The 15,308-nt window shown below is 64.6% G+C and carries 11 protein-coding genes; all 11 read left to right on the plus strand.

What is annotated here, in order from left to right:
• Window positions 1-9: 9 nt before the first annotated feature.
• The 11 genes from H5T74_00575 to H5T74_00625 all read left to right on the plus strand — a co-directional run bounded on the left by H5T74_00575 (window position 10) and on the right by H5T74_00625 (window position 15,245).
• The gene (locus tag H5T74_00575) at window positions 10-1,278 is read left to right on the plus strand and encodes an acyl-CoA/acyl-ACP dehydrogenase (protein ID MBC7228873.1); all 1,269 of its coding nucleotides are present in this window, start codon (window positions 10-12) and stop codon (window positions 1,276-1,278) included.
• Between the two features lie 20 nt (window positions 1,279-1,298).
• Entirely contained in the window at window positions 1,299-1,718 is a 420-nt protein-coding gene (locus tag H5T74_00580; GenBank protein MBC7228874.1) for a hypothetical protein, read from the plus strand.
• A 10-nt stretch (window positions 1,719-1,728) separates the two neighbouring features.
• A complete protein-coding gene (locus tag H5T74_00585) occupies window positions 1,729-3,384 on the plus strand; it encodes a hypothetical protein (GenBank protein MBC7228875.1) in 1,656 nt (551 codons plus the stop codon).
• 114 nt (window positions 3,385-3,498) lie between these two features.
• On the plus strand, window positions 3,499-4,611 hold the full coding sequence (locus H5T74_00590) for a 2-hydroxyacyl-CoA dehydratase (protein MBC7228876.1): 1,113 nt from the start codon (window positions 3,499-3,501) through the stop codon (window positions 4,609-4,611).
• Between the two features lie 4 nt (window positions 4,612-4,615).
• Window positions 4,616-6,025 (plus strand): 2-hydroxyacyl-CoA dehydratase, encoded by a 1,410-nt coding sequence (locus tag H5T74_00595; protein MBC7228877.1) that lies wholly within the window; start codon window positions 4,616-4,618, stop codon window positions 6,023-6,025.
• 251 nt (window positions 6,026-6,276) lie between these two features.
• Complete coding sequence (locus H5T74_00600) at window positions 6,277-7,068, plus strand: 2-hydroxyglutaryl-CoA dehydratase (GenBank protein MBC7228878.1); 792 nt, start codon at window positions 6,277-6,279, stop codon at window positions 7,066-7,068.
• Window positions 7,065-7,835 carry a 2-hydroxyglutaryl-CoA dehydratase gene (locus H5T74_00605; GenBank protein ID MBC7228879.1) on the plus strand — a complete coding sequence of 257 codons (771 nt, stop codon included), beginning with the start codon at window positions 7,065-7,067 and terminating at the stop codon, window positions 7,833-7,835. Before H5T74_00600 ends, H5T74_00605 begins: the two co-directional genes overlap by 4 nt.
• 289 nt (window positions 7,836-8,124) lie before the next feature.
• Window positions 8,125-9,528, plus strand: coding sequence for a 2-hydroxyacyl-CoA dehydratase (locus H5T74_00610; protein MBC7228880.1), 1,404 nt, complete (start codon window positions 8,125-8,127; stop codon window positions 9,526-9,528).
• A gap of 264 nt (window positions 9,529-9,792) precedes the next feature.
• Window positions 9,793-10,776 (plus strand): transposase, encoded by a 984-nt coding sequence (locus tag H5T74_00615; protein MBC7228881.1) that lies wholly within the window; start codon window positions 9,793-9,795, stop codon window positions 10,774-10,776.
• Complete coding sequence (locus tag H5T74_00620; GenBank protein MBC7228882.1) at window positions 10,763-12,472, plus strand: PocR ligand-binding domain-containing protein; 1,710 nt, start codon at window positions 10,763-10,765, stop codon at window positions 12,470-12,472. The genes H5T74_00615 and H5T74_00620 overlap by 14 nt, the downstream gene beginning before the upstream one ends.
• Window positions 12,473-12,857: 385 nt before the next feature.
• Window positions 12,858-15,245, plus strand: a complete 2,388-nt coding sequence (locus H5T74_00625) for a PocR ligand-binding domain-containing protein (GenBank protein MBC7228883.1) — start codon at window positions 12,858-12,860, stop codon at window positions 15,243-15,245.
• Window positions 15,246-15,308: the final 63 nt, after the last annotated feature.

Genomic DNA, 15,308 nt, shown 5'->3' on the forward strand with positions numbered 1-15,308 from the left:
TGCATGTAGATGAGGACCATAGACGATTTCACCCGACCCCTGGAATATCTCTCGCCGCTGGACGACCCCCTGGGGAAGATCGTGCGCGACTGGGCGGAGACCTACGTCATCCCCCACCGACGCAAGTTCGACGAGGACTGGAAGGAGCACGCCCTCATCGAGCCCGCCTTCAAGAAGCTCATGGGCGAGCTGGGCATGCAGCGCGTGCTCTTCCCCGAGGACCTGGGGGGATGGGGACTGGGGCGCTCCAACTACGTGGGCACCGCCTCCTACCGCCTCATGGAGGAGGTGGCGCGCGCCGATTCCGGCATGGCGGTGGCCTTCGGGGTGGTCTACTGGCCCATGGTGATGATCGCCATGGAGCCCCACGTCAACCGCGAGCTGTGCGAGGAGTTCGCCCCCATCTTCTGCAACACAACCGAGCCGCGCTTTGCCGCCAACGCCATGACCGAGCCCCAGGGCGGCGCGGACATCGAGAACATGGAGATCGTGGGCGGGTCCACCATCCAGACCACGGCGGTGCTGGACGGCGACGAGTGGGTGATCAACGGGCATAAGCTGTGGCCCACCAATTCCGGCGGGGTGTGCAACCTATTCGGGGTGGTGTGCACCACCAACCCCGGCTCACACGACCCCAACGACTTCGCATTCATCTTCGTCCCCGCCGACACCCCCGGCGTGACCCAGGGGCCGCCCTATCAGAAGGCGGGCATGGCGGCGGACAAGAACGGCGACATCTGGTTCGAGAACGTGCGCGTGCCCAAGTCCTACCGCGCCCACGGGCCGGGGCTCGACCTCATGTACTTCAAGGAGGTCATCTCCTTCGGGAACATGGGCTCCATCTCCTTCGTGGGCGGGGTCATGCTCAACGTCTTCGAGCGCCTCTACGAGTTCGTGAGCACCCAGACCTACAAGGGACAACCCCTCAAGGAGCACGACGCGGTGGCGGGGGTGCTGGCCGATTTCGCGCGGGACACCGAGATCGTGCGCATCTGCGGTTATCAGTACGCGCGCATGCTCGACCGCCCCGACCTCTACGGCCCGCGCTGGAACGACGAGATCGTGGCCAAGGGCCGCGCCCTCAAGTACTGGGCCTGCGATCAGGGCATGGCGGCGGTGGGCAAGGCCATGAACCTCATGAGCTCCTACGGGGCGGACCGCGACTGGGACGTCGAGAAGCACTGGCGCGACCTGAAGATAGTCCAGCTCTGGATGGGCGGCAAGCAGCTCTGCCAGGCGGAGGTGGCGCGCTGGTTCTTCGACCTGGAGACGGTCTAGGAGAGACGGGGGGGAAAGCCATGCAGGAGACGGCGACCGGGAAGCACGGGGCGGCGGAGCGCCTGCTGCGCGAGCTCATCCGCAGCCCCAAGTTCAAGGCCTCGCTCAGGGTGCTCACCGCCAACATCGACCCCGCCACGGCGTCCGGCTTGGCGAGGACCCTGCTGTGGGAGGACGCGGAGACTTTCATGGGGACGGTCTCGCTCCTGCCGGGGATCATCAACTTCCAGGTGGCCCTGGCCAGGGGCATAGCGGAGCAGCTCAACTCCTTCCCGCCGGATATCCTGGCGGCCTTCCTCATGCAGCTGGTGGAGAAGGTGGACTTCGCGGCGGTGGAGGAGGCGGTGAAGGAGTTCAAGACGGTCCTGGGCAAGCTGGCCCCGGTGGTGGAGAGGCTCAAGGAGTCCTCCGCGGGATTGCTGGCCCAGGTGGGGGAGTGAGGTGGTGAGGATGGCGGAAAAGACGAACCTGGAGGACCTGGTGAGGGAGGCCCGGGAGGCGGCGCGGGCCGCGGGGGACGACGGCGGCGGCGCGGGCGCGGGCATGGGATACAGCGCCCTCCCGGGGCTGGTGAGGGAGCTCATCCGCACCCCGGGCTTCAAGGAACTGCTCCTCATCCACCTGCGCGACGTCAATCCTGCAAACGCCGCGGAACTGGTGCGTGCCTTCCTGTGGGAGGACGTGGCCTTCTCCATGAGCGTGCTGGGGGCGTCTCCCTCCCTTGTCAACTGGGTGGTGGAGCTCCTGTTGGAGCTGGGAAAGCAGCTCAACAACTTCACCCTGGACATCCTCAAGGACTTCATCGCGCGCCTGGGGAAGGACCTGGACACCGAGAGGCTGAAGGAGATCCCTTCCGCCTACGCTCCCCTGGTCAACCAGCTCCTGCTGGAGGACCGCGAGGCCCTCGACGCCCTTATCGCCGGCATCGGGGCGGTGGCGGAGCGCATGCTGCAGGCGGGGGAACGCACCTGGCGCAAGGTCTGGAACACCGCGGACTTCGGAAAGGTGCGCGTGGGTCTGACCGCCCATCTCGAGGGGCGCCGGGCGGAACTGGAGGGAGAGCCGGGCCTCTTCAACCCCGTGGCCATCTCCAACCTCCTGGGCGTGGTGCCTCCCCTGGCCAACTACCTGCTGCGGGTGATGACCCGCGCCCTGCAGGCCCTCAGTCTGCCGGCGGAGATCCTCGCCAACGCCGTCTTCCAGCTCCTGGAAGACATCGACATGGCGGAGATGGGCGGTCTGGTGAACGCCCTCGCCGGCCTGGTGACCGCTCTGCACCGCGGCAACCTGGTGCTGGGGCGCGACGAGCCCCGTTTCAAGGCGGTGCTGGAGCGGGTCAGCCGCGACCTTGTGGACAGCGTGGACGGAGAGGCCTTCCGCGAGATGCTCGTGGCCCTCAAGGAGGACGGGGCGGTCATCGGACAGGTGCTCTCGGGGTACATCTACGCCACTCCCGACAGCACAGTGCAGGCGGCGCGGGCCCTCTATCTGGCGGTGGGGGCGGCGCTGCGCGCGGCGGCGGAGCACCTGCGGCGGTTCTCAGAGCTGCCCCCCGAGGCGGTGGCGGCCATGGACGCCTACTTCGAGGAGGCCGTGGACCCGCGGGAGCTGGCCCGGGTGATCAACTACAACGCGGTGCTGCTCAACAAGGCTTTCGACGCCCGGCCTGACCTCCTGGCGGGTTTCGCGGGAAAGCTGCTGGCGGGTCTGGACACCGAGGCGCTGGCGGAGGCGGGGAAGAAGGCGGCCCTGCAGGTGAAGGAGGCGGCGCTGGCAGACCCCGCGGTGCGGGCGGCGCTGGAGCCGGAGGCGGTGGCGGAGAGGATAAACGCCGTCCTGGCGGCCTTCAACGCCTTCGCGTGGAGAAACCCCGGGTTGATGGCGGATAAGGCGGCGCGGGTGCTGGGAGCCATAAACGTGGACGACCTGGTGCTGGCGGCCTCGGAGGTGGCTGCGGCGGGCTTCGCGGCCCTGCGCAGGCACCCCGAGGTGATCGGCAAGGTGGCGAAGCCCCTGCTGACCAAAGCCGCGAAACCGGCGGCAGCCGCAGCCGCGGCCCTGGGTGTCGCCGCCGCTGCCGTCCTCCTCGTCCGCCGCCGCAGATGATGGGATGGGGTCAGCCCCGGACATGGGACATAACGCCTTAACGGCGGCGGCAATTGGGCGGGTAGGAGGAAGTATAAGAGGAGTATCCCCGGAAAACGACGATAGGGGGTTGAGATGAGGACCTTGCAGAGCCAGTCGACGGACATCTATACGGATTACGTGCGGGACTGGAAGGAAAAGGGAGGGAAGGTGCTGGGGTACGCCTGCGTGGCCACCCCCGTGGAGCTAATCGAGGCGGCGGGAGTCCTGCCCTACCGCATCAAGGCCTTCGGGCATCCCGACACCGAGCTGGGCGACGCTTATCTGGCGCGCTTCAACTGCCGCTTCTGCCGCTCCTGCCTGCAGCTCGGCCTGGACGGGACCTACGATTTCCTGGACGGCCTCATCGAGACCAACGGCTGCGACCACCTGCGCGGCATGTTCGAGAACTGGCAGTACGTGAAGAAGTACGAGTTCTTCCACTACCTGAAGGTGCCCCACTTCCTGCGCGAGGACTCCCTGGAATACTTCACCGAGGAGATAGGGCTCCTGCGCCAGGCGCTGGAGGAGCGTTTCGGGGCGCAGGTCACCGACGAGAGGATCCGCAAGGCCATCGACGCCTACGACGAGGTCTTCGCGAGGCTCAAGCGCCTCTACGCCCTGCGGGAGAAGGTGCCCCCTGCGGTCTCCGGCGCGGAGGTCATGCGCCTCGTCTGCACCGGCTCCTCCATGATGGCGGGGGACTTCTCGGCCCTGCTGGACGAGGTGCTGGCGGAAAAGGAGAACGCCGCGCCTCTTCCCTACAAGGCCCGCCTGATGATCCTGGGCAGCGCCACCGACGAGGTTGACCTCATCGAGGACATCGAGTCCACAGGCGCGCTCATCGCCGCCGATGCCCTGTGCTACGGATCGCGCTCCTTCTGGAGGCGGGAGGGGGAGAGCGGAGACCCCGCGCGACTGCTGGCCGAGCGCTACCTCGCCAACCTGTTCTGCCCGCGCATGTTCACCGAGTACGAAAAGCGGCGCGACTATATCCTGGAGACCGCAAAACGCGCCGGTGTGGACGGCGCCATCGTCACCTACAACAAGTTCTGCGACCTGCACGGGGTGGAATCCGTCTCTTTGCGCATGGACCTGGAGAAGGCGGGCGTCCCGGTGCTGGTGCTGGAGAAGGACTACGGGTCCAAAGCCGACACCGGCCGCATCAAGACCCGCGTCCAGGCCTTCCTGGAGAGGCTGGGGAAGTAAGGGGGTGACGGCGATGGCGCAGGTGGAGATCAGGCCGTACGAGGGGCTCATCAACCGCGTCTACGAGATCTTCTCCATCGTGGACAAGCTGCCCGACAAAATGAGCGACCTGGAGGTCGAGGGGATGATGCACGTCCTCCCCTCGGAGCTCGCCGGGACCATGCGGGCCTTCATGGTGCCGCGCATCCGCGGCGTAAGCCTCAAATTCCTCCGCCTGGTCAAGAGATGGCTGGACGGGGCGCACGAGGCCAAGCGCACGGGAAAGAAGGTGTTCCTGGTCCCCTTCAACTTCCCGCCCGAGATCGTGCACTGCTTCGAGGGCGCCTGGCCCATCACCAGCGAGGTGCTCTCCACCCTGGGGGTGGTGGCCCTGGAGGGACAGGGTGAGAGGTACTGGGACTACGCCATGGGGTTGGGGCTCCCCGACTTCGCCTGCTCGGCGAACATGATCGAGGTGGGCTCGGCGCTCACGGAATCAGACTTCATCCCGGACGCCGTCATCTCCGACTGCTTCGCATCCTGCGACATCAACTCCAAGACCCATGAGTTCCTGGCGCGCTACCTGGACATCCCCCTCCTCTTCCTGGAGAAGACGGTGGACAACAGCGAGCGCGGGGTCAGGCAGTACTACAAGTACTTTTTCCGCCTCGTCGAGGACATGGAGGATTTCCTGGGCGAGAAGCTCGACGAGGAGCGCATGCGCATGGTGGTGGAGAACGCCAACCGCGCCTCGGAGCTCTTCTGGGAGCTGTGGGACATGCACAAGTTCTCGCCCTGCCCCGTGCCCAACGTCTTCTCCCTCGTCACCTACGGGGTGCGCTACACCATGTGGGGTACGGAGGACGCGGTGGAGGTCATGCAGGCCATGGTGGACCTTTCCAAGGAAAGGCTTGCCAGAGGGCTCTATCCCGCCGAGGCGGAGGTGGCGCGCAGCCTCTGGACCTACACCAGCTACTACTTCGACATGGGAGGACTCTTCAACTGGATGGAGGAGAACGGCATCACCCACCTGGGAGACGGCCTGGACCTCATCTTCCCCCAGGCCATCGATCCCACCTCGCGGGAGAGCATGCTCACGGGGATGGCGGAGATAGCGCGCAACATGCCCATGACCCGGCAGATGGGGGCGAGCTCCATGTCCGTGCAGTGGCTGGACGACATCTCCTGGGCCTCCCGCGAGCTGGATGCCGACTGCTGCATCTACTGCGGGCACCACTCCTGCAAGCAGACCTGGAGCGGCGCTTCGGTGGTGCGCGCCGAGCTCATGAAGCGCTCCAGGATACCCACCCTCATCCTGCAGGGCGACTCCTGGATCAAGCGCATGACCCCCATCACCGTGCTGCAGGAGACCATAGACGAGTTCGTGAACAACGTGGTGAAGAGACGCGAGGCCCCCGCCCGCGCCATCGGCTGAACATGGGGTCAGCCCCGGACATGGGACATGCGACAGGGTCGGAGGCAGGATCGCCCGGGAGATGAAAACAGAGGCACGAAAAGAGACGCGCGGGCATGGAGGCGAAGACGGGGTCAGGAGAGCGGCGCTATGCGTCGGCGGGCGCCGGCTAGCGCTAATGCATGGCCGCAGAAGGACCGGGCTCCGACGTGCTCTTATTCTTTACACGGCAGGGAGGTCAAGGAAAGTGAGGAGATGTTCGGAGGTATGAGATGTACTTCGCGGGAATCGACGTCGGGTCGCTCACCGCGCAGGCGGTAGTGATCAACGCCAAAGGGATCGTGGCCTACAAGAGCATAGGCGTCAAGCCGCACCCAGTGCAGTCCGCCCGGGCGGTGGTAGACATGCTGGTCAAGGAGGAGGGCATCGACTGGAGCGAGATCAGGTTCTGCGTCAGTACCGGCTATGGGAGGGAGCAGGTGCAGGCGGAAGGACTCTCCCAGGACAACGTGAGCGAGATAAGCTGCCACGGCATGGGCGCCTCGTGGCTGGTGCCCGAGGTGCGCACGGTCATCGACATCGGCGGTCAGGACGCCAAGGTCATCCGGGTGGGCAAGGGCGGTGAGCTAGTGGATTTCGTGATGAACGACAAGTGCGCCGCCGGCACCGGCCGTTTCTTGGAGGTTCAGGCGCGCACCCTGGGGCTCTCCCTGGACGAGCTGGGGACGGTATCCTTCCAGGCCGAGCGCGCCCTGGAGCTCTCCAGCCGCTGCAGCATCTTCTGCGAGACGGAGGTGCTGCATTACCTCCAGCGCGGCCACACCAAGGCGGACATCGCGGCGGGCGTCAACCGCGCCATGGCCGAGAGGGTGGCCGCCCTAGTGCGCCGCGTGGGCCTGGAGAAGGAGGTGACCATGAGCGGTGGGGTGGCAAAGAACGCCGCGGTGCGCGCGGAGCTGGAGCGCATGCTCAACGTGCGCCTGATCAAGTACGACACCGATTCCCAGATCGTGGGAGCGCTGGGAGCGGCGCTCATGGCGCGCAAGATGGGAGGTGGGTCATGATGTACCTCGGCCTGGACGTGGGGAGCCTCTACACCAAGGCGGTGGTGATGGACGGCGATGCCCTGGTGGCCTCACGGGTGATCGAGACCACGGGCAACGTGTCCGACGAGGCCCGGGTGCTGTTGGATGAGGTGCTGAGCGCGGCGGGCGCATCCCGTGCGGACCTGGGAGGGATCGGGGTCACGGGACGCGGGGCCGAGCTGGTGGAGATAGGCGACGTCAGGCGCGACGACGTATCCTGTCTTGCCATGGCGGTGAGCCGCCTGGTGCCGGACGCCAACCTGGTGCTGGACGTGGGGGGACAGAGCGTCACCTCCATCCTCATCGATGGCGATGGGTGCGTGGTGGACTTCATGCGCAACGACAAGTGCGCCTCGGGGTCGGGAAAATTCCTCACCGTCATGGCCGCCGCCTTGGGCTACGGCGTGGAGGAGCTCGATGAGGTGGCAGCGCGCTCTCGCAACAGGGTACCGGTGAGCTCGCAGTGCGGGGTATTCGTGGAGAGCGAGCTCATCACCCACGTCAACGACGGCGTGGACCCCGCGGACATCATGGCAGGGATATGCGAGTCGGTGGCCAAGATCCTCATCTCCCAGGCGCTGAAGTTCGGGTTCCAGGACGAATACACCGTCACCGGGGGAGTGGCCAAGCTGCGCTCGGTGGTGGGTCCCGCACGGGAGAAGATACGCGGCGAGTACCGGGACTTTCCCTGCGACCCTCAGCTGGCCTGCGCCATCGGGGCAGCCTTCCTGGCGGAGGAGGAATGAGGTCGGAGACGTCGGACGCGGCGCGACCCGGTCGAGGGCGTTGGGACGAGACGGACTTGGAGGTTAGCGTTCCGCTCTGATCCGGACTGAAGGGACCGCTGGAAGGAATAGGAAGAAGGACAGGGAAGCGAGGAGCGCGCGGACGCGGGGAGTCGCGGGTAAGGGGACTGAACAGAGGAGAGACGAGCGCTGCCGCCCTCTAGCGGCGGGGCAACGGTCGGGTGGGGCAGGGATCGCAAGGGAACCTGCGCGGACACGGGAGAGTCGCGAGCAAAGGAGCTTGAGAGACATGGCACAGAAGGAATTCAGGGATTACGAGGGGCTTGTCAACAGGGTTTCCGGGATCTTTGGGCTGCTGAAGTATTTCCCCGATGAGCTGAGCGACGAGGAGGTGGAGGGCGTCCTCCACGTCCTGCCGAAGGACATGGCCACCACCATCGGGGCGGTGATGGCGCCGCGCATCCGCAGGGCGAGCCTGGCCTTTCTCAAGGGCATCCAGCAGTGGTTCGACGGGGCGAGGGCGGCCAAGGCACAGGGCAAGAAGATCATCCTCGTGCCCTTCAACTTCCCGCCCGAGTTCGTGTACTGTTTCGAGAACGCCTATCCGCTGACCAGCGAGGTCCTCACCGTCTCCGGAGTGGCCTCCCTGGAGGGCCAGGGGGAGAGGTACTGGGACTTCGCCATGGGTCTGGGGCTTCCCGATTACCTGTGCTCGTCCAACACCATAGAGCTCGGCTCCGCCCTCACGGGGGCGGATTTCGAGCCCGACGCCATCATCTCCGCGGCCCCGGGGAGCTGCGACGCCAATTCCAAGATCCACGAGTTCGTGGCGCGCTATCTGGGGGTGCCCCAGTTCCTGCTGGACAAGCCTGTGGACGACTCGCCGCGCGGGCGCCGCGCCTACCGCACCTATTTCCGCTCCCTGGTCAGGGATCTGGAGGAGTTCCTGGGCGAGGAGCTCAAGGAGGAGAGGATGCGCGAGGTGCTCAACCGTGCCAACCAGGCCACGCGCCTCTACTATGACCTGTGGGAGATGCGCAAGGCGCGGCCCAACCCATGTCCCAACATCTTCACCCTCTACGCCTACGGCATCCGCTATACCCTTTGGGGGACGGACATCGCGGTGAGGGTGCTGCAGGCGATGCTCGACACGGTGAGGGAAAGGATGGCCGAGGGGATGTACCCGGCCGAGGAAGAGGTGGCGCGCTGCTTCTGGATCTATACCTTCTACTACTGGGACTGGTACGGTTTCTTCAACCGCATGGAAGAACGGGGCATCACCGTCCTCGGCGACCTGCTGGGGTCCTTCTTCTTCCAGCCGGTGGACACCTCCACCAGGGAGGCCATGATCGACGGGCTGGCGGACACCTGCTGGGATTACGCCATGACCCGCCAGGTGGGGGCGGAGTCCATGTCCGCGCAATGGGTGGACGATATCGCCTACTGGACCTCCCAGCTCGACGCCGACGCCTGCATCTACTGCGGCCACCATTCCTGCAAGCAGACCTGGAGCGTCTTCTCTCTCGTGCGGGGGGAGATCATGAAGCGCACCAAGCTCCCCACCCTCATGCTGCAGGGCGACGCCTGGATACGCCGCATGACCCCCATGAGCGCGCTGGACGAGCAGATCGACGAGTTCGTGGCCACGGTGTTGAAACGAAAGCGCACCACCACCGCCCGCCGCGTCGGCTGACCAATGGGGTCAGCCCCGGACATGGGACATTTTCCGGGTCCGGAAATAGGTGAGCTGCCGGCGCAGCCATTGATTATTCTAAGCGATTATGACCTCTGCTCAGAAACACGCTAAATCTAGGTGTTTTAAGCCCATGATGCAACCTCAAGTTGTGCTGGCGCCATCCCTTCCCGAGCTAACGGACCAATCGTTTTATTCTATGGATTTCGTGAGCTGCCGACGCATAAGTTGACAAACATATAAAAGTCATATATAATGCGTTACATGGCTAGGCCGTTGCGCATACAGTACGAAGGCGCTTTCTACCACGTGATCTCCAGAGGGAACGGCGGGAGTTTCCTCTACAGGTCCGATAAGGAGAAAGAGCACTTCATCGAGCTTCTGGGAAAAGGCGCCGAAAGGTATGAGGTAGAGGTCTACGCATACTGTGTGCTCGGGACCCATTATCATCTCTTGATCCAGACCCTGAAGGCGAATCTCTCCGGGTTCATGCATTACCTCGGCTCCTCATATGCGAACTATGCTGCCTACATGGGCTGGAAGGGCCATGTCTTCGCGGGGCGCTATAAATCCATCTGCATCGAGAAAGAGGAATATTTCCTCACCGTGAGCCGTTACATCCACCTGAATCCCGTCAAGGCAGGGCTGGTCGTCAAGCCGCAGGATTATCGATGGTCGAGCTATCGCCATTACGCCGGAGGAAGCGATGCTCCGGAATGGCTCAGACAGGACTGGCTAAAGGAGTATTTTGGCGATGAAGATAGGGAGGCCAGACGTCTCTACTGTGAATTCGTGGAGAGCGCGTGCGATGACCCGCCCCAATACCCGAAGGAGAAGGTAGTCGCCCAGGCGATACTGGGGAGCGAGAAGTTCGTGGACATGATCAAGGTGATGATCAAGGATAAGATAAAACCTAACGAGACCACGGGACTGAAATACCTCGTAAGAGAGCTTTCGCTCCGGGAGCTCTATGATGCCGTGTGCCGGCATTATGGCCTGAGCGACCTTGAAGGAGAGGATGGACGAAAGCCGTCCGCGTTGCAGAGGGCGAGGAAAGCCTTCATCTATCTTGCCAGAGAATACACGCCAGCGACGAATGGAGAGATCGCGGGCATGCTGAGTGATGTCTCGCCGAACGCTGTTTCTCGACGCTATTCGAGGATAAAGGGGTGTCTGGATGAGGGGGGGTCGAGCGAAACGGGGTTCAGGGGAGAGCTGGTCGAGATAATGTCCCATGTCCGGGGCTGACCCCATTGGATATAATCGGGGTATGGAGTCGGTGCGGGAGCTGCTGTTAGAGTTGGCGGAGCTTTTCACCTCCGAGGACAGCCCCATCAAGAAAGCCATCGACCCCCTTGGAGACGGCGCGGTGCTCAAGGTCCACGCCCCGGGGGGCTCCATATGCGTGGAGAAGGTGGGGGGGCGCTTCGTCTACGGCGAGAGTACGGAGAAAAGGTCCCTCTTCGAGCTCGTCTTCGAGGATCCCCGCGACCTGGAGACCTTCCGCGAGGTGAAGGACGCGCGCGACTTCGGCGACCGCTTCTTGACCCTGGTGCGCGAGGGCAGGCTCAAGCTCGACATGCTGAGGCCTTTCATCGACCTCTGGTCCCTGGGGGTGGGATATTTCCTGGAGGAGATCGGCATCCTCTCCCCGCCCCACGATTACCAGGATCTCATCGGGAGCCTTCAGCTCAGGGACATCGCCTTCACCGAGATCCTGGATGTGAGGTATCTCCAGGAGCTGGTGGACGAGCTGGCGCGCATCACCGGGGTCAGGCTATGGGTGCTGGACATGAACTGCATGCCGGTGGTGGTAAGCGCCACCGGGGGCGAGCACTGCAAGCTGATCATCGACTCCCTCGAGGGCGTGATGCGCTGCTACCGGTCCGCCATCGGTGCCCTGGCGGAACTCAAGAAGAGCATGGGACCGAAGGTGCGGATATGCCACGCGGGCTTCGTGTGCTTCGACGCCCCCCTCATCCTGGGCGGGGAGATCGTGGGCATGATCAGCGGCGACGCCTCGCTCATGGAGACGCCGGACCTGGAGAAGTACCGCCGGCTGGCGGAGGAGCTGAGCGTGGACCCCGAGCCGCTGCTCGCCTCCCTCGAGCATGTGAGGAGCGTGAACATCGAGGAGGTGGAGTTCTTGCTCTCGGTGGTCAACGCCATCGCCCAGGTGGTGACGGAGATGAGCTTTAAGCAGTACCTGCTCACGCGACAGATGAAGGAGAACGCGGAGCTGACGCGGGAGCTGAGGCGCGCCAATATGGAGCTCAAGGCCCTTTTCCAGTCCATCCTGGAGATACAGGAGCGGGAGAGGTCGTCGGTGGCGCGGGATCTCCATGACCACACGGGCCAGGATCTCAGCAACGCTCTGGTCAACCTGGAGCTGGCACTGAGCGAGGAGGGGGTGCCGGAGGGGACGCGGGCGCATATCGAGTCGGCCTCTTCCTCCATATCCCAGGTGCTCAAGCAGGTGCACGACCTCTCGGCGTCTCTCCACCCACCCGTGCTGGACGACCTGGGGCTTGCCGAAGCCCTGCGCAACCTGGTGCGCAGGATGAACGCCGATTACCCCATCGAGTTCTCCCTGCACACGGAGGGAGAGGAGGGCGCGCTGTCGGGCGAGGTCAAGATAAACCTCTACCGTATCGCCCAGGAGGCCCTCAACAACGTGGTGAGGCATTCCGGCGCGCGCAGGGCCAGGGTGGAGCTCAGGCGCGACGAGAAAGGCCTGGAGCTGGTGATCAGCGATGACGGCCGCGGTTTCGCGGACGCGGGGCGCGCGGGGAGAGATAGGCCTTCCTCATGCGAGGGCGAGAACGCCATCCACCTGGGCCTCGTGAACATGCGCGAGCGGGCGGAGCGCATCGGCGCCACCCTCGAGTTTCCCCCCCGCGAGAGGGGAGTGACGGTGGCGGTGCGCATACCGGCGGCGCCATGACGTCCGCGCCGCGTGCGCCTGCCTCCTTCTGTTCCCGGGGCTATGTGGGATGCCCGGGGTGCAGGCGCCGTCAACCATGCGGGAGGGGGAAGCTGTTATCATTGACACGCCGGAAGGAATGCGGCACCGGAGACGCGTGAGGGTCGCGTTGGGGGCTTGCGGCAATGGCCCGGGATCCGCACCGCGACTAGTGCCCCGCTCCTCTCGCGGCAGGCTGTGTGGGGAATAATGAAGGTTGTCGTTTCGTGTTACGGACGTTCTGTTATCCGGCACGGAGGAAGCGGCGACGCGCCTGCGGGCGGCTTCGCAGATAAAGGGAAGATGTCGATCTCGGCCCGGGCAGGCGTGGCATCCGGGCCGGAGATAGTGGGTCGGAACGGTTGAGATGGGATCGGACTGGTCGCGCGACATCCGTGCCGGGGCGCACATCTGCCTTTTCTACGCACAGGAAAAGGAGCGGGACGAGGCGCTCCTGGAGTTCGCGCGCGCGGGCTTGGAAGCAGGGGCGAAGACCGTCTGTTTGCTCGACAGTAAGGGCCTGTCGAAGGCGGAGAAGGAGCTCCGCGGTCTCGCGCGGGGTGTGGCGGGCGGGAGCATGGACGCGCTGGTCATATATGCTACGGAGAACGTTTACCGCGGCGGGGAGAAGTTCGAGGCCTATAGGATGGTCGCCTTTCTCGAGCACGAGGTGGCCGGCGCCCTCGCGGAGGGCTTTTCCTCCCTGTGGGTCGCGGGGGAGATGAGCTTTATCCATGCCGAGGACACCCCCTTGGAGGAGCTGCTCCGCTACGAGGCGGAGGTGAAAAGACTCTTTGACGGCAAGGCCTGCGCTGGGTTGTGCATGTACGATATGCGACTCTTCGAGCCCCGCTTCCTCCTCGACGTGCTGGACACCCATCCCCTCCTGCTCATGGACGGGAGGTTGACCAGGAACCATTTCTTCCTGCCCCCCGAGGAGGCTGCGAGCAGCGATCATCTTTCCCTTGTCCTGGCCCGGAGGGTGCAGGCGGTGCGCGAGGTGGAGAGCATGATCTGTTCGCTGCGCGCCAGGAACGCCCTCCTGGAAGAGGCGCAGAGGCTAACCGGGTTGGGGGGCTGGGATTGGGACGTTTTGAACCGCCGCATGTACTGGACAGACGAGCTTTACCGTCTGCACGGCATGGAGCCGGGCGCCCTCGCCCCGGGCTCCGAGGAGCATATCCGGCTCAGCCTGCAGTGCTACGACCCCGATGACCGACCCGTGATCTTGGAGGCCTTCGAGCGCTGTGCCTCGCAGGGCGTCCCCTATGACCTGGAATTCCCCTTCACCGACCTGCGGGGCCGGCGCAAGTGGATCAGGACCGCGGCGAAGGCCGTACGCTTGGACGGCAAGGTGGTGCGGGTGGTGGGGAACCTCCTGGACATCACGGAGCAGAAGCACAGGGAGCTGGTGCTGGAGGAGTCGCGGGAGCGGCTGAGGAAGAGGCTGGACGCCGTGCTGGAGCCGGAGGGCGAGTTGAAGGACCTGCCGTTGAGGAGCATCGTGGACGCGGAGCAATTGCAACCGCTCCTGGACGAGCTGCGCGCCATGACCGGCTTGGCGGTGGGGATCCTCGATCTCGAGGGCAGGGCGGTCATCTCCACCTCGGGGCAGGAGATGTGCATGCGCTTCCACCGCGCCCATCCGGAGTCCGCAAGGGCCTGCCGGGAGAGCGACCTGGAGATGGCCGCCGGCTTGGAGCCGGGCGCGTTCAAGCTCTACAGGTGCAGGAACAACCTCTGGGACATGGCCACCCCCATAATGGTAAGAGACGTACATGTAGGAAATATCTTCCTAGGGCAGTTCCTCTTCGACGACGAACCCGTCGACACGGAGCTCTACCGCGAGCAGGCTTCCCGTTACGGTTTCGACGTGGAGGAGTACCTGGCGGCGCTGGAGCGCGTGCCGAGGGTAAGCCGCGGGGAGGCGGAGAAGACCATGCGCTTCTGCGCCCGGCTCGCGAACATGATCTCGAACCTCAGCTACCACCGTACAGCACTCGCCAGGGCGCTGCGCGAGGCGGAGGAGCTCGCCGGCGAGTTGAAGGTGCGAGATGGCCAGCTCAAGGGATTCCTGGAGATCGCCGCGCACGAGCTGCGCCACCCCGCCACCCTGCTCAAGGGGTATGCGGCGCTGTTGAGGAGGAGCTCGCGGTCGCTGGACCAGGCCTTGGTCGAGGAAGCGGCCTCCGCCGTCGAGAAGGGCAGCGACAGGTTGATGAAACTGGTGGAGCAACTCCTGGACATATCGCGCATCGAGCAGGGCAGGCTGGTGCTGGAAAGGGAGAAGGTAGCCGTGGGACCGCTGGGACGGGAGGTGATCGAGGAGATGGGCATCCTCTATCCCGGCAGGAGTTATATCCTGGAGGCGCCTCCGGAGCCCGTCCTTTTAGAGGCGGACCCCGAGCGATTGCGGCGCCTCCTGATCATCCTCCTGGACAACGCCGCCAGATATTCCGAGGCCGATACCGATATTGAGCTGAGGATCACCCGCGAGGGGGGCAGCCTGTTGTTTGAGGTGCTGGACCGCGGCAGGGGTATCCCGGAACCCCTCAGGGAGAAGATATTCGAACGGTTCTTCCAGGTAGAGAAGGACCTCAACCGTTCCTCACAGGGGCTGGGGATCGGGCTCTACATCGCCCGCCATATAGCGGAGGCCCATGGGGGCGGGCTGTGGCACGAACATCGGGAGGGCGGGGGGTCAGTCTTCAAGGCGAGCTTTCCGCTGGAACGGTGGGAGCAGAGCAGGGGATGAGGGATATGATGTCGCGGGGGAGCGAGCGAGACGCCGGAGCGGCCTCAACCCCTGCGTCGCTGT

It is taken from the genome of Actinomycetota bacterium, from assembly GCA_014360645.1.
Taxonomy (GTDB): Bacteria; Actinomycetota; Geothermincolia; order Geothermincolales; family RBG-13-55-18; genus Solincola_B.